This is a genomic window from Sulfurimonas sp. (genome assembly GCF_018698455.1).
Taxonomy (GTDB): Bacteria; Campylobacterota; Campylobacteria; order Campylobacterales; family Sulfurimonadaceae; genus Sulfurimonas.
Map to the genome: position 1 here is coordinate 14,580 of NZ_JABIOQ010000076.1, position 16,499 is coordinate 31,078.

Here is a 16,499-nt window from a genome sequence, read left to right on the forward strand (position 1 = left end):
AACTCTTATGAGTTGGACACTTTATACCACTCTTTATATGCGCAGGTGGTGGAACGGTAGACACGCAACGTTGAGGTCGTTGTGCCTTCGGGTGTGGGGGTTCAAATCCCCCTCTGCGCACCATTGGATTTCTAAATCACTTCGTTATTCCAAGCTTCTATAGCATCATTTAAACTATTAAAACTATCTGATTTTCCTATTATAAATATTTCATCAAAAATATAACAAGTTATCCTTGTATTGAGTTCAAGTAAAAACACTGCATACTCTTCATTATTCCTAAAGTTGATAGAAAGTACTCTCATTCCATCGATAATGTCATTGACATTAGGAATATAATCATACTCTGCTTCTAATAGTTTTTTCCCATCACTGATATATGTAGCCATTTGTACCTCTTTTTGTGGAATATTGTATATTACATACGAAAATTGTAAACTATGTAATATTTTAGTGTAAAATAGTTTATCAAGGAAATAAAATAATGAATATTGCAAATAACATAACAGATTTAGTAGGAAATACACCTTTAGTGAGATTAAATACTCCATCAAAATTAACCGGAACAACTATTTTAGGTAAATGTGAATTCATGAATCCGACAAGTTCAGTTAAAGATAGAATAGGACTTAACATGATTAAACGTGCACAAGAATCAGGTCTTATTAAAGAGGGTACAACTATTATTGAGCCTACTAGTGGAAATACAGGTATCGCACTTGCAGCGAACTGTGCCGCCCAGAATATAAAGCTCATCTTGACTATGCCTGAGTCTATGAGTATGGAGAGACGCAACCTTCTTAAAGCCTTAGGTGCACAGCTTGTTTTAACTCCTGCGGCTAAGGGTATGAATGGTGCAATTGTAAAAGCATATGAACTTCAAGAAAGTATTGATAATTCAATAGTGCTTCAACAGTTTGAAAATCCATCAAATCCAGAGATTCACAAGTTAACAACAGCTGTAGAAATTTTAAAAGATACAGATAAGCAATTAGATGTTTTTGTAGCAGGTGTTGGTACAGGTGGAACGATTACTGGTACCTCAGAAGTATTACAAAAGGAGATTCCAGGAATTGTTGTAATTGCTGTAGAGCCTGAAGATTCTGCAATTCTTTCTGGTGGAGCTCCTGGTCCACATAAGATACAAGGTATTGGTGCAGGTTTTGTACCAAAAATTTTAGATACATCAGTTTATAGCGAAGTTATCAAAGTTACAAACGAAGATGCTATGGCAACAGCAAGAATGCTGGCAAAAGAAGAAGGTCTTCTCGTAGGTATTTCTGCAGGTGCCAATGTTTGGGCAACAATGCAAGTGGCTTCAAGAGAAGAATTTAAAGGGAAGACCCTCTTAACTATACTTTGTGACACAGGAGAACGTTATCTGAGTACAGAACTTTTTAGTGAGTAAAAAGTATTTAGAAACTATTAAAGCAAATGATGGAGTTATATATCACATAGAGTTCCATCAGTTGCGTTTAGATACTGCTTTAAATGCAAAAGGCATCCACAATCTCCATATCTTACTTTCTCCACCATCATCAGGCCTCTATCGATGTAGGGTGGTATATGATAAACAAAATATTCAAATTAATTACTTTTCATATGTTAAACGCAGTGTGAAAAGCTTAAAAATTCTTATTGATGATGATATTAAGTATGAACATAAGTATGAAAATAGAGAAAAAATAGACAGTCTTTTTGAAAAAAGAGAAGAGTGCGATGATATACTCATTGTGAAGAATGGTCTTATAACTGATACAAGTATTGCAAATATTGCATTTTTTGATGGAGTAGATTGGATTAGTCCAAAAAAACCACTTTTAAAGGGAACAACTCGTGCACGGCTTTTAAAAGAAAGAAAACTAATACTAAAAGATATAAGAAAAGATGATTTAAAAGCTTTTACAAAAGCAGCACTAATGAATGCAATGATAGATTTTGATATAATTGCAGAAGATAAAATAGAGGAATTAATTTGTTAGAAAAAGTAATAGAAGATAAAAATTTCGCACAGATAATGAAAAAGAGTATTGAAGATGTAGTTATATATTTTTTTCAAACAGAACAAAATTTTGGGATACTTTGTAAAATAGAAGAAGTTGGTTTTGAGCCAGCTCTTCCAGAGAGTATAACTGAAGAGTTTCGTCCTTTAACACTTTTCTTTTTAGCTGGATACACTTTTGATACTGCAAGAGTTGAAGAGGATTTTCTTATTTTTGAAGCTGGTTTTGGAGGAGAGAACTTTGGAAGCGTCGTAAGGGTTCCTCTTCTTAGCATTATGCAAATCATTATAGATGAAACACCTATCTTTATAAACTTATCAGTTTACAAAAACACAGTAGAAGAAGTAAAAAGTACAGTTAAAAACTCTCATGGAGAGAAAAACTCTATGAAGTCTTTTCTGAATAACCCAGAAAATTCTAAGTTTTTAAAATAACTAAGGTTACTAAATCTTAGTTAAAGAGAGTAGAAAACTTACTACATTATCTACAAATGCATCATGCTTTCTCTCTTTGAGGTAAGCGATGTAAAAGTTTCTTGTGATTTTATGATTTTTGAGTCTTGTTTCATGGAGTGTTCCATTTTCTAACTCAGATTTTATTACATGACGAGACATGATAGAAACGAGTTGCTTATCAGAATTCTTATCAGCATGAAGGATAGATTCCTTGATAGCAGTTTGACTTGCAAGTACAGCTATCACATTGAAGTTCTTACACTGTACACCCATCTCTTCAAATACTTCTGAGGTGAGCTTTCTTGTATGTGACTCTTCATTTCTACAAATCCAATCAAATTGAAGTAACTCCTCTGCATTTAGATTCTTTTTGAGTGGCTTATTTGAAAAAACAACAAGTTCATCTTCAACCCATTCTCTATAAATGATGCCATCTCTAAAGATAGGAGATTCAATGAGTGCAACATCTATCTTTCTATCTTCAAGTTGATCAATGATGTTTGAAGAGATATCAACATTCATAAATACTTCGTTATTAATACGTTTTTTAATGTCACTTAAATAGTTCGGGAGAACATAATTTCCAATTGCAAAAGAAGAACCCATTACAAATGTAAATTCTTTATTTATAATTCTCAGAAGCTCTTTCTCACTACCCTGAATAGCTTTTTCTAATCCTAAAGCAATTCTATAAAGGTCTTCACCTTCTTTCGTAAGAATTATTCCATTCTTTTTTCTATCTACGATTTTAGTGTCAAGATAGTCTTCTATAAATTTTATTTGTTGTGTTACTGCTGGTTGTGATATACCTAGTTTAGCGGAAGCCTTAGAGAAACTTTTCTCTTTGATAACCATTAAAAATGTCTGTAATTTAGCAAAGTCTTTTAACATAATAATTCCTATAAGTTTAATTGATAAATGGAATTATAACGACTAATTATAATTATTACAATACTTTTGTAATAGTCTTTATCTTTTTTAGTTATAATAAAGGTAATAAAATAAAAGTAGTGGGTAGTGATGGAAAAAATATTTGATAAACTCAATGAGTCGCAAGCAAATGCAGTAAAACAGACAGAAGGTCCTGTTCTGATACTTGCAGGTGCTGGAAGTGGAAAAACCACTACTATTATATCGCGTTTAGCCTACCTTATAGAAGTTCTAGGAATTCCTGCATCAAATACACTAACACTTACTTTTACAAATAAAGCTGCAAAAGAGATGAAAGAACGTTCATTAAAAATGATAGAGAACGTAGCATATCCACCTCTTCTTTGTACATTTCACAAGTTTGGACTTCTCTTCTTAAAATTTAATATTCACCTTTTAAAGCGCCAAAATAACTTTGTAGTTATAGACACGGATGATAAGAAACGTATTATTAAAAAGATAAATAATGAATTACCAACACCACTTATTGCAAGTGAGATATCAAGATATAAAAACTCACTTTTAACTCCTGATGATGCCTACAAACAAGCAGAGCTATTTAACTATAAGCAGATAGCCGAGGTTTATCGTGACTACGAGAAGTACCTAAATGAAAATAACCTCGTAGATTTTGATGACCTTATTGCTCTCACATATAAACTTTTAAATGATAACCCTGAGTTAGCAGAAGCTACATCTAAAAAATACCAGTACATTATGATAGATGAGTATCAAGATACGAATGAGTTGCAGTTAAAACTTATTCAAAAGCTTTGTACAACACATAACAATATTTGTGTAGTTGGTGATGATGATCAGAGTATTTATGGTTGGCGTGGAGCACATATTAGAAATATTATGGAGTTTCACGAAGACTTCCCTGGTACACATGTTTTTAAACTTGAAGAAAACTACCGTTCAAGATCCCCAATACTTAAAGTTGCAAATGCACTTATAGAACATAATCGCTCGCGTTTAGGCAAGAAGCTTATAGCAACACGTGGTGATGGAGAAGATGTCACTATCTTGAACTCAAATGATGAAAATGAAGAAGCAAGAAAAATCGCTCTAAAAATAGAGAAACTTTTAGCATCAGGGGTAAGTGCAGCTGAGATAGTTGTCCTTTACCGTGTGAATGTTTTAAGTCGTTCCATCGAAGAGGGCTTAAATCGTTCAGGTATAGGATATAAACTTGTTGGAGGCTTACGCTTTTATGACAGAGCTGAAGTTAAAGACCTTATATCTTACATACGAGTCATCACAAACAACCATGATGACTTTTCACTTAAACGCATAGTAAACAAACCTAAACGCGGTCTTGGTAAAGCAAGTGTAGATAAACTAGAACTTGCAGCTCATGCACATGGTACTTCAATATATGAGTACATAAAAACTGCTGACACAGCGACACTAGAATCACTCGTTAGAAAGAAAAATACAGTTACTTTAAGACAATTTATAAAAGACATCGAAAAAGTAGCGATAGTAGCTACTGAATCTACTTATGAGTTCATAGATGTTTTAGAAGAGACTTTTCATCTTAAAGATATTTATAAGGGTATGCAAGACGAGGCCGATAGAGTTTTAAACATTGACGAATTTTATGGATTGTTCCGTGATTTTGTAAAAACACAACCAGAATCAAGCTTAGATGAGTTTTTAAATGAACTCACACTACAGAGTGAACAAGACCAAGTAGAAGGTGAATCTATCTATATGATGAGTATTCATGCTTCTAAGGGACTTGAATTTGAGCATGTATTTATTATAGGACTTGAAGAAGGTTTCTTACCACTTCTAGGTGATGGAAGTGACTTAGAAGAGGAACGACGTTTAGGATATGTGTCTATGACTAGAGCAAAAGACACACTGACACTTTGTCATGCCGGGAGTCGCTTCTATAAAGGAAGAAGAAGTGAACTACAAAAAAGTCGTTTTTTCAATGAAACAGGCTTGTGTCAGGGTTCCCTTACTGTAGAAAAAAACACTGCGTTTAAAAAAGGCGACCTTGTCAGACATAAAATATTTGGAACTGGGCGTGTGACTGGTGTTATGAAAACAGGAAGAGAATTTAAACTAAATATAAACTTTGCAGGAACGTCTCGCGACATACTCGCATCTTTTGTAGAGAGACTATGAATCTCTTATTTGTAGCATATAAACCAACAGATACAAGCTCAAATAGATTTCTTTCCTCTCTTAAACGTAAGTACGATAACAAAAAAGCAGGGTTTACAGGAACACTTGATCCTTTTGCTAAAGGTGTTCTCATCATAGGTTTTGGTGTTTATACAAAACTCTTTCGTTTTTTAGATAAAACACCGAAGTCTTACCGTGCAACTTTATGGCTAGGAGCCAACAGTGACTCTCTAGATACTGAAATGATTGAAAATGTCGATATTATAAAAGAGATCACTGAAGAAGAAGTATTAAAGTGTATTAAGTCTTTAGAGGGTGAGTTAGAGTACGAACCTCCTATATTTTCGGCTAAACGAATTAATGGAAAGAGGGCTTACGATTTAGCTCGAGCTGGTGTTGAGTTTTCACTGAACAAGATCAACTCTACAATCTATGAAGCTAAACTTATTCACTATAGACACCCTTTTGTAACATTTGAAACGACAGTGAGTGAGGGAACATATGTTCGTTCACTTGGCCGTATAATCGCTCAGAATCTCGGAGTAGAGCACGGTAGTTTAAGTTCTTTAGAGAGATTAAATGAGGGTAGTTTTCGCTATGATAATGAAAAGCCCTTAGATATAAAAAAGTCTTTAAATATACCAATGAATTACTACTTGGGTGATGAAGACAATATAAGATATGGAAGAGTTCTTGCTTTAGAAGACTTTAAGATTAAAGAGAATGGAACATACTGGTTAGACAACGGAGATAATATCTCTGTGATTAGATTAATAGACAATCAAGTAAAATATGAATTAGGGAGAATACCATGTTAGTACTATCAAGAAAATTAGATGAATCAATAGTAATAGGTGATAATATAGTCATTAAAGTTGTTTCTATTGATAATGGTGCTGTTAAACTTGGGATAGAAGCACCAAAAGATATATCAATTATCAGAGATGAGTTAATTCAAGAAGTGAAAAAGAGTAATATCGCAGCAGTCCATAAAATGGACGAATCTACAATTAGTGAACTTAGTAAACTACTTGGAAAATAGTAAGTAATGAAAAAGTATAAGGCTTATGCAAAAGTAAATATATTTTTAAAGATTACTGGTAAACGCGGTGTGTATCATGAAATAATCTCGCGTTTTATGAAAGTAAGTACACTTTATGATGAGTTAGAGTTTGTTAAAAAAGAGTCTACAAATGCAAGAGAAAATGAATTTAAAATAATAGGTGATTTTTCTTGTGACACAGAGCAAAACACCATATATAAAGCTTATTTTGCACTCAAGCAAGCGACAAACTCAGAGAAGTTAGAACAACTGATGCAAACACATGCTATTAAAGTTACAAAAAGAATTCCAGCATTTGCTGGTCTTGGTGGTGGCAGTAGTGATGCGGCAAGATACCTTAGCATGTGTAATAGTGTTTTAGACCTAGGGTTTAGTCTAAATGAGTTGGCAGAGATAGGTCTAAAAGTAGGAGCAGATGTTCCATTTTTTATCTATGGGTTTGACAGTGCAAATGTGAGTGGTATAGGTGAGGTGGTCGAAGAGTTTAAAGAAGAACTCTTAGAGATAGAAACTTACTCACCAGATATAAAAATAAGTACGCCAAATGTTTACACTATCTACAGAGATGATTTTTTTGCTCCTATTGATGGTTTTAAAACACAAGAGCTCAAAAATATGAGCTCTTTGGATGTATTAGCAGTCATGAGTATAGATGAAGCAAATGATCTGTTTAAACCAGCACTACAAGGTTATAAAGAATTACAGAATCATTATAAGCATGGATATTACTTTAGTGGTAGTGGAAGTAGTTTTTTTAGAGTAAAAAATAGAGAGAGTAAATAATGGGCGAAACAATAGCAAAAAACAAAAAAGCTTACCACGACTTTTTTATAGAGGAAAAGTTTGAAGCAGGACTAGTCCTTATGGGTAGTGAGGTAAAGGGTCTTCGTGCAAAACGAGTCAATTTAAAAGATAGCTTCATAAAGTTTGTAAAAAATAGACCTGTACTTTTTAATGCACATATAGGGCGCTTAGAAACAACACATCATTTTTATGGACATGAGGAAAGGGGTAGTAGAAATCTTTTACTTCATAAAAAGCAGATAGAGAAGATGCTCAAAGCGGTAAATCGTGAGGGGTATACGATTATTCCTTTGCAACTCTACTTTAACGATAGAAACATCGCTAAAATCCAGATAGGTATAGCAAAAGGGAAACAGCAACATGATAAACGCAATGATTTAAAAGAGAAAGATCAGAAACGCGATGTTGCCAGAGCAATGAAAGAGTACTAGTGAAGATTTTAGTCGAATTTATACTGTGCTGTTCTTTTTTATTGGCATTTGATGTTGAGGTATCTGGAGAAGGTGCCTTCAATGGTAAAACAACACTTTTAGAGTTCAAAAACTTTAAAGATATAAAGTATGAACAAGTTCATTATGCTACAAAGAGCTTTCCAATTTTGATAAATCCAAGTAATACAAAAAAATCTTATGCACTGATACCAATCTCTTATTATGAAAAATCAAAAATACAAGAGCTTAAGATAGACTATACTGATAATAATGAACGAAGAACAAAACTACTCTCTATAAATATCAATCAAGTAAAATATGACAAAGAAGAGATACATGTTAACCCATCAAAAGTTAATCCAAAAGCTCCTGATATAAAAAAACTTATAGCACAAGAGTACCATGAGGCTATGAATATTTATGAAACTGTAACTAATAAAAGTTATATAAAAGACCCCTTTATAATGCCAATACAAAGTAAAATAACAAGTGCCTTTGGTAAAGCAAGAGTCTACAATGGTTCACTAAAAGGCTACCATAGTGGAACGGACTTTCGTGCAAAAACAGGAACAAATATATTTGCAGCTAATTGTGGAAAAGTCGTCTTAGTGAAGAATCGTTTTTACTCTGGTGGAACAGTTTTAATTGACCATGGTAGGGGAATATATACCTGTTACTTTCATATGAGTGCATTTAATGTGAAAGAGGGAGAGATGGTGAAACGCGGTGAAATTCTTGGAGTTTCTGGACAAAGCGGTCGTGTTACAGGCCCTCATTTGCATTTTTCAGCTAGAATCAATGCAGTACAAGTAGATCCGCTTCAGCTGGTTTCACTTATGAATAACAAAATATTAAAAGGTAAATAAATGACTATTTTTCAACTCCTTATGCTCGGTGCTTCAGCATTCTTCGCATATAAAATATATGAGCATGTACAGACATTACAAGACCCAGAACAACAAGAAGACGATATGCGAGAAAGCATAGAAGAAGCTCCACGAACAGCAGAATCTTTTTCTACATTTGACTCAAGTGATCTCGTAAATAAAGCCGATGAAGAGATGCAAAATGGTAACCTAGAAAAAGCCTTAGCAATTTATAGTGAAGCAAATATAAAAGAACCGGGGAGCGATGAAACACTCTTTAAAATGGGTTATGTACTAGCACTCCAAGAGAGAAATGATGAGGCATTAGAATACTTTATAGACTCTTTAGAAATTGACAGAGGAAATCCTTTTACTCATTTAGAAATGGCACTCCTTTACATAAAAGATTCTGAATTTGCTTCTGCGAGATTTCATTTAAACCAAGCTCTTGAAATAGACCCTGATTTAGAGAGAGCACAAGAAGAATTAGTAAAGTTAAACGCAGAGAAGTAAAATGAAAGTAGCTGAAGTTTATAAATTTTTAGATTCACTTTCTCCTTTTGACTTACAAGAAAAATGGGATAACTCAGGACTAATGATTGGAAGTTTTGAAGATGAAGTAACTCAAGTTGCTCTGAGTATAGATGTCGATGAACAACTGATAGATTCTTTGGAAGAAAACACACTTCTAGTGACTCATCATCCTATCATTTTTGGTGGTTTAAAAGAACTCGATTTTGGAAAATATCCTGCAAATTTAATTCAAAAAATGATTCAAAAAAATATATCAAATATTGCAATGCACACCAATTTTGATCAAACACACCTTAATGAGTATATTGCAACTGAGGTTTTAGGATGCAAAATTTTAAAAAAAGACGGATTTGTTGACTACCTCGAAGTTGATGAGGATTTTGATGTTTTCGCAAGAAGAGTTTCGAGTGCATTTAACCTCTCTTATATTAAGAGTGTAAAATGCTCTAAAAGGGTTACAAGTGTCGCTCTAACAACAGGTTCAGGCTGTTCACTTATGAGAACAGTTGAGGCAGATTGTTTTTTAACTGGAGACATAAAATATCATGATGCAATGGAAGCAAAGAGCCTGAATTTATCTCTAATTGATATAGGCCATTATGAAAGTGAGTACTTTTTTGCCCAAATTTTAGAAAAACATTTGAAAATTTTAGGTTTAAAAGTTATAATTGCATCATCAGAAAACCCATTTACATATATACAGCCTTAAAGGACACCAATGAACAAACATCTTCAACAACTAATTGATCTATCTTTTTTAGATAGAGATATTGATGCATTTGAACCTCAAATTGAAGAAGCAAACTCAAATTATGAAGCTGCTCTTGCTAAAACTAAAAGTATTGATTCAGATATTGAGAACTTGACAAACGAGATCAAAGAAGAAGAACTTAAAAAAAGTAAGAATGAACTTCACCTTGCTGAACTTTCACAAAAACTAGAAGATAATTCTAAAAAAAGTGCTGAAATTAAGACTGAACGTGAAATGAAGTCACTTCAACTAGAAGAAGAGATAGCAAAAGAACAAGTTACATTTGCAAATGAAGAGATCCAAAGACTTGACAAAATTATTGAAGTTAAAAAAGAGCAGATTGAAGTTGCAAATACTTCACTAATTGAACTAACTGCAAGTTTAACAAGTGTTAAATCTGATGTAGATGCAAAGCTAGAGACTATTAATAAAGAAAGACAAGCTGAGTTTATTAAAAAAGAGAAACTCCTTGGAACTATCAATCAGAAAGGTCTAGCTTTTTACCAAAAGATTCGTCGATGGGCCAAAAATTCAACTGTTGTGGCTGTTGAAGAGCAAGCTTGTATGGGTTGTCATATGGTGATTGGTGATAAAGTTTTCTCTGATGTTATCAGAGCAGACGATATTACTACTTGTCCTCACTGTGGCCGTATCCTATATGTAAAGCCTAACGAAGCGTAGTACACTTTGAAGCTTTTTTCGCTTCTCTACTATATTTTAAGTGGTGTGCTCTATTTTGTAGCACTACCATTTCTTATTTATTTGTCGTTTAAACAAAAGTACAAAGAGTCAATTCCCTCACGTTTTTTTCTTTTTAAAAATCAAAGTTTTAAAACCCATAACACTATCTGGTTCCATGTTTGTTCACTTGGTGAAACAAGAGCGCTTAAACCTCTTTTAGAGATGATTGATGAGAAGGTTGTTATTACAACTATAACTCAGACTGGACAAGCTCTAGCTAAAAGTTATGATGCCGAAGTGAGATATTTGCCTTATGAGATTTTTTTACCATTTTGGGTGAAAAAACAAAAGGTTCTGGTTGTTTTAGAAGCAGAGTTTTGGTACTTGCTATTTGCTGTTGCAAAAGCTAGAGGAACAAGAATCATTCTTTTAAATGCAAGAATTTCTGATAAAAGTGTTAAAAAGTATTTACAGCTCACTTGGTTTTATAAAAAACTTTTAGATAGAGTTGAAATAGTTTATGCTCAGAGTGAAGTAGACAAAAATAGATTTTTAGCACTTGGTGCGAAAAATATAGAAGTAGTTGGCAATATAAAACTAGCAGGAAACATTACTAAGACAAAGAGTTATGTAAAACCTGAGGGTGAGCTTATAGTTGCCGGCAGTACTCATGAAGGCGAAGAAGAATCTATAATTAAGGCATTTGTAGAGTATAGAAAAAGTGCAGATGCCAAACTAGTAGTTGTTCCTCGTCATCCGGAAAGGTTCGATGGGGTGTATAAACTTCTAACTACCTATGCAGAAAATAACTCTTTGAGTCTTTCTCGTTTTACAGAAGATGAACACTTAGTGAGTGACATTGTCTTATGTGATAAAATGGGTGAGTTAAAAAACATCTATGCTATAAGTGACATAGCAATTTTAGGTGGAGCATTTAAAAATGATGTGGGTGGACATAACCCACTTGAACCAGCATATTTTGGATGTAAAATAATAACAGGAAAGCATTTCTTTCACCAAAAAGAGCTTTTTAAATATGTGTATCATGTTCAGTATGTCGAGAGCGATTATATACACAAAGCACTAAGAGATGCAAAAACTCTTCCTCCTTCAATGGTAGAAGAAAAAATAGATTTAGAACCTATAATAGATAAAATATTGGAGAATTAAAATGGCTATAGAAAAAGCTTATAAACTTGTTGCATTACAAGAGGGAATTTCAAACAGCAGTGCGAAGTCAATGATAGACCGTGGACTCGTTTATGTTGGAAACAAAAAAGTTATGATTGCACGTGGAGAGATAAATAAAGATACAAAATTTAGAGTAATGAAGCTTGAAAAAGCAGTAGTAATTTTTGAAAATGATGATATATTAGTTGTGGATAAGCCAACTTATGTTAATTCTGATGAGATAGAAAGAGAATTTAAGCCAGCAGTTTTATTACATAGACTTGACCGTGAAACGAGTGGTGTTTTGATGCTTGTAAAAAATGAAGAGTTTCGTGAAAAGGCAATTAAAGAGTTTAAAGCTGATAGGGTATATAAAGAGTATATCGCTTGGGTAGAGGGAATTATGAGTGAGCCTATAGAAGTTGATAAGGCGATTACTACTCAAAAGAAAAATAATAAAGCATTTTCAAATGTCTCTCCAAAAGGAAAACCAGCAAGAAGTGAGTTTTTTCCAGACCTCGTAAGTGCAAATAAAACAAAGATAAAGTGTATTATTCATCATGGACGTACACACCAAATCCGTGTTCACTTGCGTTATGTTGACCATTCAATAGTAGGCGATGAACAATACGGTGGAAGAAAAGCAAAAAGAGTTATGCTTCATGCACATAAAGTGAGACTATTAGGTATGGAATTTATATCTCCTGAGCCTCGTGAGTTTAAAAACTTTCAGTAATATTAAGATACAATTCGCAACTTTTACACCTAAAATAGAGGGAAATATATGTTTGATACTTTAACAGATTCGTTTACAAATGCCATTAAAAAGATTCGTTTTCATGATGATGTGAAAGCTTTAACAAAAGCACTTGGAGAACTAAAGAAAAATCTTTTAAAAGCTGATGTAAACCATAAAGTTGTTAAAGATTTAATAGCAAGTGTTCAATCACTTACGATAAGCAAAGGTATAGGAAAAGATCAGTTTCTTGAAGCACTTCGTGAAAGCCTTTATGAACTACTAGAAGTTGGAGGAAACAAAGGTTTTGTTTTTGCTCCAAATCCTCCTACTACTATATTAATGACAGGACTTCAAGGTTCTGGTAAAACAACTACAACTGGTAAACTTGCAACATATCTTAAGAATAAACAAAAAAAAGTTCTTATTGTCGCAGCAGATTTACAGCGTTTAGCAGCAGTAGAACAACTTCGTCAAATATCTGCACAGATAGAAGTAGAACTTTATGAAGATGAAAGTATTAAGTCTCCTGTTGATGTTGTTAAATCTGCTTTAGAGTATGCGAAAACTAAGATTTTTGATGTAGTTTTAATAGATACGGCTGGACGTTTAGCAATAGATGAAGAGCTTATGGCCGAATTAGAACAAGTAAAGAAAGTAGCATCTCCAGATGAAATTTTCTATGTAGCAGACTCACTTACTGGTCAGGATGCAATAAAAACTGCGACGACATTTAAAGAAAAAATAGGAATTGATGGAGTTATCCTTTCGAAATATGATGGTGATTCTAAGGGTGGTGTAGCTCTTGGTTTATCTTCTCAAGTTCAAGTGCCATTGCGTTTTATTGGTAATGGTGAAAAGATGGAAGACTTAGAAGTTTTCCTTCCTGAGCGTATTGTAAATCGTCTGATGGGTTTTGGAGATATTGAAGGTCTTGCTGAAAAAACTGCAAATGTTATAGATGAAAAACAAGCTAAAAAACTGACTCAAAAGATAAAAAAAGGTAAGTTTAACTTCAATGACTTTTTAGAACAGATGGAATCTATGAAGAAGATGGGTAGTATGAGTTCTATGATGAGTATGATTCCAGGCATGGGTGGCATGGGAAAAGCTATGAAAGACTTCGACTTTGAAAACTCTAGTGAACTTAAAAATATTAAGTCCATGGTAAGTTCTATGACAAAAAAAGAACGAGAAGAGCCAGACCTTCTTAACAATTCAAGAAAACAAAGAATTGCAACTGGTTGTGGACTTACAATCATTGAAATCAATAGAATGATAAAACAGTTCAAAAATGCAGGAAAAATGGCAAAGAAATTTTCTGGAAAGAACGGAATGAAACAACTTCAATCAATGATGGGCGGAATGGGTGGACCTGGTGGAATGACAGGATTACCTAGATAACTTTACATTTATATAAAACTTCGATATAATTCCACTATCGTTTAACTTCTGAAATAATCCCTCTGTGATTAGAAGGTATCTTTACTTGTAAAGATATGTAACGCCAATTGGCGGTAAGAGGCACAATAAACTACATATACTATTTTCTAGTATATATTTATTCTGCAAAATAACCTCCAAAAACATTTTAATATTAGGAAACACAATGACAGTAATTAGACTTACTCGTATGGGAAGAAAAAAGAGACCATTTTACCGTTTAGCGGTTACAGATAGCCGTAAGCGTAGAGATGGTGGATGGATTGAACTTATTGGTCACTATAACCCAATGAATGAAGAGAAAACATTAGTCGTTGATAACGAAAGACTTGACCACTGGTTAAGTGTTGGTGCTCAAATGAGTGACCGTGTTAAAAAGATAACTGGCCGTTAATCATGATTGCTGATTTTGTCGCACAATTTGCAAGACTAATAGCATCAAATCCTGATGATATAAGAGTTGAAGTTCAAGAAGGTGATGAAGTAACAGAAATTATTCTTTATGCAAATCAAGCAGACATTGGAAAGCTTATTGGTAAGAGTGGTAAGATGATTGGTGCTATAAAAACTGTTATCTCTGGCTGTAAAGCTAAAGATGGTATGAGTTATCGTATAAATGTCGAAGCACAATAAAGAACTTCTTCACATCGCTACTATCGGTAAAACTGTCGGTATTAAAGGTGATATGAAGTTTCATGACAAGTCAGATTTTCCTGAACAGTTTCAGGCTGGGAGTACTTTTTTTATAAACAAAAAAGATACTATCACTTTAACTGAAGTAAATTTTGAGCGTGGACTAATAAAGATTAATAATCTTTCAAATCCTCTAGATTGTAAAAAATTTACAAATGCAAAACTTTATACAACTTATGAAGAAACAAGAAAAAATTGTCACCTTGAAGAAGGTGAATATTTTTTCTTTGATTTAGAAGATTGTGAAGTTCATGAAGATGGAAAACTGCTTGGAGTTGTTGAAGAACTTGATAGAATTGGTGTAACAAACTATTTAAATATAGTTACTGATAAGAGTTTAGTAGAGAGTGGTAATACAAAGAAATTTTTAGTTCCTTTTATGGAACCATTTAAAGTAAGTGTAGACATAGATAAAAAGATCATCACGTTAAGTGGTGCAATGGATATCTTGAGTGCTTCTTAATGACTTATACTTTTGTTACACTGTTTTCAAATTTGATAGATGGGTATTTTAAAGACTCAATTTTAAAGCGTGCTATAGAGAAAAATTTACTGGAGATTAACTATGTTAATCCTAGAGATTATTCTGTAAATAAGCACTCAAAAGTTGATGACACTGCTTTTGGTGGTGGGGCTGGAATGGTTATGAACCCTCAGCCTCTTTTTGATGCTTTAGATGATTTGAAAAGCAAAGACGAGAATGTTCATATAGTTTTTTTAACTCCAGTTGCGAAACAGTTTGTGCAAAACGATGCCAAACGCCTTGCAACTAAGTCCCATATAGCTTTCGTGAGTGGAAGATATGAGGGAATTGATGAGAGAGTGATAGAAAAATATGCTGACGAAGTATTTTCTATAGGTGATTACATATTAACAGGCGGGGAGTTAGCTTCTTTAGTCTTATGTGATGCTATAAGTAGAAATATTGAGGGTGTATTAGGAAATAGTGATTCATTAACTGTAGAAAGTTTTGAAACACCACTACTTGAAGCACCATCGTTCTCGAAACCTAAAGATTATGATTCATTAAGTGTTCCATCAGAATACTTAAAGGGAAATCATAGTATAATTCGCTCATTAAAATTAGCTTTGTCTGAATGTAAAACAAAATTCTTCAGACCTGAGCAGCTATTAAAGCAAAGAAGAAGGAAATCTTATGAGAAATAAGTACATAGAAAACTTTGAAAACGCACAAATCGCTGAGAAAAATATTCCAGATTTTCGTGCTGGTGATACTCTACGTTTAGCAGTAACAATTAAAGAGGGCGAGAAAACTCGTGTTCAGTCTTATGAAGGCGTTTGTATCGCTAAACGCGGTGAAGGTACTGGTAAAACGATTACAGTACGTAAAATCGGAGCTAATGGTGTTGGAATTGAGAGAATATTCCCATTATTTACTGATTCTATTAGTGAAGTTAAAGTTCTTCGTCGCGGTCGTGTTCGTCGTGCAAAACTTTTTTACTTACGTGAACTTGCTGGTAAAAAAGCTCGTATTAAAGAACTTAGAAGAAAATAATTCTTCTGAGCTCTTTGCTCAGAAACCTCTACTCCTTAAAACTTCCTACAATCTTCAAAATCACTTTAATGATATAAATAATTATAATACTTAACTTCTATGTATATCTGCATAACAAAACACCACCTAATAGCACTGTAAAACTAAATAAAGAAACTCTTCTCATAATTTAGCGAACATTAAGCTACAACCCCCTATAATTCCCATCCACAAACAGAGACACTTAGTCGAAAGACAGAGAGTTCGAGAGTTTGAGATCATTGAAAACTAAGCAAGTAAGAAGA

At 33.5% G+C, this 16,499-nt stretch carries 22 protein-coding genes and 1 tRNA gene; 21 read left to right on the forward strand and 2 right to left on the reverse strand.

Annotated elements, in window-relative coordinates; translation table 11 throughout:
- Window positions 1-39 precede the first annotated feature (39 nt).
- Window positions 40-123, forward strand: a tRNA-Leu gene (locus tag HOG88_RS11745).
- A gap of 8 nt (window positions 124-131) precedes the next feature.
- On the opposite strand, the gene HOG88_RS11750 is transcribed toward HOG88_RS11745, so the two are convergent.
- On the reverse strand, window positions 132-389 hold the full coding sequence (locus HOG88_RS11750; protein ID WP_295006390.1) for a hypothetical protein: 258 nt from the start codon (window positions 387-389) through the stop codon (window positions 132-134).
- 95 nt (window positions 390-484) lie between these two features.
- Here HOG88_RS11750 and cysK point away from each other — a divergent pair, with 95 nt between their 5' ends.
- From cysK to HOG88_RS11765, 3 genes are read left to right on the forward strand one after another with little or no spacing between them, the layout of a single operon-like run.
- On the forward strand, window positions 485-1,408 hold the full coding sequence (gene cysK / locus HOG88_RS11755; protein ID WP_295006392.1) for a cysteine synthase A: 924 nt from the start codon (window positions 485-487) through the stop codon (window positions 1,406-1,408).
- Window positions 1,401-1,982 carry an aminotransferase class IV gene (locus HOG88_RS11760; RefSeq protein ID WP_295006394.1) on the forward strand — a complete coding sequence of 194 codons (582 nt, stop codon included), beginning with the start codon at window positions 1,401-1,403 and terminating at the stop codon, window positions 1,980-1,982. Before cysK ends, HOG88_RS11760 begins: the two co-directional genes overlap by 8 nt.
- Window positions 1,976-2,437 (forward strand): hypothetical protein, encoded by a 462-nt coding sequence (locus HOG88_RS11765; protein WP_295006396.1) that lies wholly within the window; start codon window positions 1,976-1,978, stop codon window positions 2,435-2,437. The genes HOG88_RS11760 and HOG88_RS11765 overlap by 7 nt, the downstream gene beginning before the upstream one ends.
- Before the next feature lie 9 nt (window positions 2,438-2,446).
- Here the strand turns inward: HOG88_RS11765 and HOG88_RS11770 are convergent, their stop codons facing one another.
- The gene (locus tag HOG88_RS11770) at window positions 2,447-3,349 is read right to left on the reverse strand and encodes a LysR family transcriptional regulator (RefSeq protein WP_295006398.1); all 903 of its coding nucleotides are present in this window, start codon (window positions 3,347-3,349) and stop codon (window positions 2,447-2,449) included.
- 129 nt (window positions 3,350-3,478) lie between these two features.
- On the opposite strand from HOG88_RS11770, the gene HOG88_RS11775 reads away from it, so the two are divergent.
- The 17 genes from HOG88_RS11775 to rplS all read left to right on the forward strand — a co-directional run bounded on the left by HOG88_RS11775 (window position 3,479) and on the right by rplS (window position 16,215).
- On the forward strand, window positions 3,479-5,527 hold the full coding sequence (locus tag HOG88_RS11775) for an ATP-dependent helicase (protein WP_295006400.1): 2,049 nt from the start codon (window positions 3,479-3,481) through the stop codon (window positions 5,525-5,527).
- Entirely contained in the window at window positions 5,524-6,345 is an 822-nt protein-coding gene (gene truB, locus HOG88_RS11780; RefSeq protein ID WP_295006402.1) for a tRNA pseudouridine(55) synthase TruB, read from the forward strand. Before HOG88_RS11775 ends, truB begins: the two co-directional genes overlap by 4 nt.
- Complete coding sequence (gene csrA / locus HOG88_RS11785; RefSeq protein WP_295006404.1) at window positions 6,339-6,569, forward strand: carbon storage regulator CsrA; 231 nt, start codon at window positions 6,339-6,341, stop codon at window positions 6,567-6,569. Before truB ends, csrA begins: the two co-directional genes overlap by 7 nt.
- 6 nt (window positions 6,570-6,575) lie before the next feature.
- Complete coding sequence (locus HOG88_RS11790) at window positions 6,576-7,373, forward strand: 4-(cytidine 5'-diphospho)-2-C-methyl-D-erythritol kinase (protein ID WP_295006406.1); 798 nt, start codon at window positions 6,576-6,578, stop codon at window positions 7,371-7,373.
- Complete coding sequence (gene smpB, locus HOG88_RS11795) at window positions 7,373-7,825, forward strand: SsrA-binding protein SmpB (RefSeq protein WP_295006408.1); 453 nt, start codon at window positions 7,373-7,375, stop codon at window positions 7,823-7,825. The genes HOG88_RS11790 and smpB overlap by 1 nt, the downstream gene beginning before the upstream one ends.
- The gene (locus HOG88_RS11800) at window positions 7,825-8,691 is read left to right on the forward strand and encodes a M23 family metallopeptidase (protein ID WP_295006410.1); all 867 of its coding nucleotides are present in this window, start codon (window positions 7,825-7,827) and stop codon (window positions 8,689-8,691) included. The genes smpB and HOG88_RS11800 overlap by 1 nt, the downstream gene beginning before the upstream one ends.
- A complete protein-coding gene (locus HOG88_RS11805) occupies window positions 8,692-9,204 on the forward strand; it encodes a tetratricopeptide repeat protein (RefSeq protein ID WP_295006412.1) in 513 nt (170 codons plus the stop codon).
- 1 nt (window position 9,205) lies between these two features.
- Window positions 9,206-9,934, forward strand: coding sequence for a Nif3-like dinuclear metal center hexameric protein (locus HOG88_RS11810; RefSeq protein WP_295006414.1), 729 nt, complete (start codon window positions 9,206-9,208; stop codon window positions 9,932-9,934).
- Between the two features lie 9 nt (window positions 9,935-9,943).
- Window positions 9,944-10,657, forward strand: a complete 714-nt coding sequence (locus HOG88_RS11815; protein WP_295006416.1) for a zinc ribbon domain-containing protein — start codon at window positions 9,944-9,946, stop codon at window positions 10,655-10,657.
- Window positions 10,658-10,663: 6 nt separating this feature from the next.
- A complete protein-coding gene (gene waaA / locus HOG88_RS11820; protein WP_295006418.1) occupies window positions 10,664-11,827 on the forward strand; it encodes a lipid IV(A) 3-deoxy-D-manno-octulosonic acid transferase in 1,164 nt (387 codons plus the stop codon).
- Between the two features lies 1 nt (window position 11,828).
- Entirely contained in the window at window positions 11,829-12,563 is a 735-nt protein-coding gene (locus HOG88_RS11825; RefSeq protein WP_295006420.1) for an RNA pseudouridine synthase, read from the forward strand.
- A gap of 48 nt (window positions 12,564-12,611) precedes the next feature.
- Window positions 12,612-13,967 (forward strand): signal recognition particle protein, encoded by a 1,356-nt coding sequence (gene ffh / locus HOG88_RS11830; protein ID WP_295006422.1) that lies wholly within the window; start codon window positions 12,612-12,614, stop codon window positions 13,965-13,967.
- Window positions 13,968-14,172: 205 nt separating this feature from the next.
- Window positions 14,173-14,400, forward strand: coding sequence for a 30S ribosomal protein S16 (rpsP, locus tag HOG88_RS11835; RefSeq protein ID WP_295006423.1), 228 nt, complete (start codon window positions 14,173-14,175; stop codon window positions 14,398-14,400).
- Window positions 14,401-14,402: 2 nt separating this feature from the next.
- A complete protein-coding gene (locus HOG88_RS11840) occupies window positions 14,403-14,639 on the forward strand; it encodes a KH domain-containing protein (protein WP_295006425.1) in 237 nt (78 codons plus the stop codon).
- Window positions 14,623-15,162 (forward strand): ribosome maturation factor RimM, encoded by a 540-nt coding sequence (gene rimM / locus HOG88_RS11845; RefSeq protein ID WP_295006427.1) that lies wholly within the window; start codon window positions 14,623-14,625, stop codon window positions 15,160-15,162. The genes HOG88_RS11840 and rimM overlap by 17 nt, the downstream gene beginning before the upstream one ends.
- Window positions 15,162-15,866, forward strand: a complete 705-nt coding sequence (trmD, locus tag HOG88_RS11850; RefSeq protein ID WP_295006429.1) for a tRNA (guanosine(37)-N1)-methyltransferase TrmD — start codon at window positions 15,162-15,164, stop codon at window positions 15,864-15,866. The genes rimM and trmD overlap by 1 nt, the downstream gene beginning before the upstream one ends.
- Complete coding sequence (rplS, locus tag HOG88_RS11855; RefSeq protein ID WP_295006431.1) at window positions 15,856-16,215, forward strand: 50S ribosomal protein L19; 360 nt, start codon at window positions 15,856-15,858, stop codon at window positions 16,213-16,215. Before trmD ends, rplS begins: the two co-directional genes overlap by 11 nt.
- The last annotated feature ends 284 nt before the right edge of the window (window positions 16,216-16,499 follow it).

Excerpts from the sequence above, each read along its gene's own strand:
- HOG88_RS11805 (WP_295006412.1), top strand. The coding sequence starts at position 8,692 with ATGACTATTTTTCAACTCCTTATGCTCGGTGCTTCAGCATTCTTCGCA.
- HOG88_RS11815 (WP_295006416.1), top strand. The coding sequence starts at position 9,944 with ATGAACAAACATCTTCAACAACTAATTGATCTATCTTTTTTAGATAGA.
- trmD (WP_295006429.1), top strand. The coding sequence starts at position 15,162 with ATGACTTATACTTTTGTTACACTGTTTTCAAATTTGATAGATGGGTAT.
- csrA (WP_295006404.1), top strand. The coding sequence starts at position 6,339 with ATGTTAGTACTATCAAGAAAATTAGATGAATCAATAGTAATAGGTGAT.
- HOG88_RS11840 (WP_295006425.1), top strand. The coding sequence starts at position 14,403 with ATGATTGCTGATTTTGTCGCACAATTTGCAAGACTAATAGCATCAAAT.
- ffh (WP_295006422.1), top strand. The coding sequence starts at position 12,612 with ATGTTTGATACTTTAACAGATTCGTTTACAAATGCCATTAAAAAGATT.
- HOG88_RS11750 (WP_295006390.1), bottom strand. The coding sequence starts at position 389 with ATGGCTACATATATCAGTGATGGGAAAAAACTATTAGAAGCAGAGTAT.
- rpsP (WP_295006423.1), top strand. The coding sequence starts at position 14,173 with ATGACAGTAATTAGACTTACTCGTATGGGAAGAAAAAAGAGACCATTT.
- HOG88_RS11810 (WP_295006414.1), top strand. The coding sequence starts at position 9,206 with ATGAAAGTAGCTGAAGTTTATAAATTTTTAGATTCACTTTCTCCTTTT.
- HOG88_RS11770 (WP_295006398.1), bottom strand. The coding sequence starts at position 3,349 with ATGTTAAAAGACTTTGCTAAATTACAGACATTTTTAATGGTTATCAAA.
- rplS (WP_295006431.1), top strand. The coding sequence starts at position 15,856 with ATGAGAAATAAGTACATAGAAAACTTTGAAAACGCACAAATCGCTGAG.
- HOG88_RS11825 (WP_295006420.1), top strand. The coding sequence starts at position 11,829 with ATGGCTATAGAAAAAGCTTATAAACTTGTTGCATTACAAGAGGGAATT.
- truB (WP_295006402.1), top strand. The coding sequence starts at position 5,524 with ATGAATCTCTTATTTGTAGCATATAAACCAACAGATACAAGCTCAAAT.
- HOG88_RS11790 (WP_295006406.1), top strand. The coding sequence starts at position 6,576 with ATGAAAAAGTATAAGGCTTATGCAAAAGTAAATATATTTTTAAAGATT.
- cysK (WP_295006392.1), top strand. The coding sequence starts at position 485 with ATGAATATTGCAAATAACATAACAGATTTAGTAGGAAATACACCTTTA.
- HOG88_RS11775 (WP_295006400.1), top strand. The coding sequence starts at position 3,479 with ATGGAAAAAATATTTGATAAACTCAATGAGTCGCAAGCAAATGCAGTA.
- rimM (WP_295006427.1), top strand. The coding sequence starts at position 14,623 with ATGTCGAAGCACAATAAAGAACTTCTTCACATCGCTACTATCGGTAAA.
- smpB (WP_295006408.1), top strand. The coding sequence starts at position 7,373 with ATGGGCGAAACAATAGCAAAAAACAAAAAAGCTTACCACGACTTTTTT.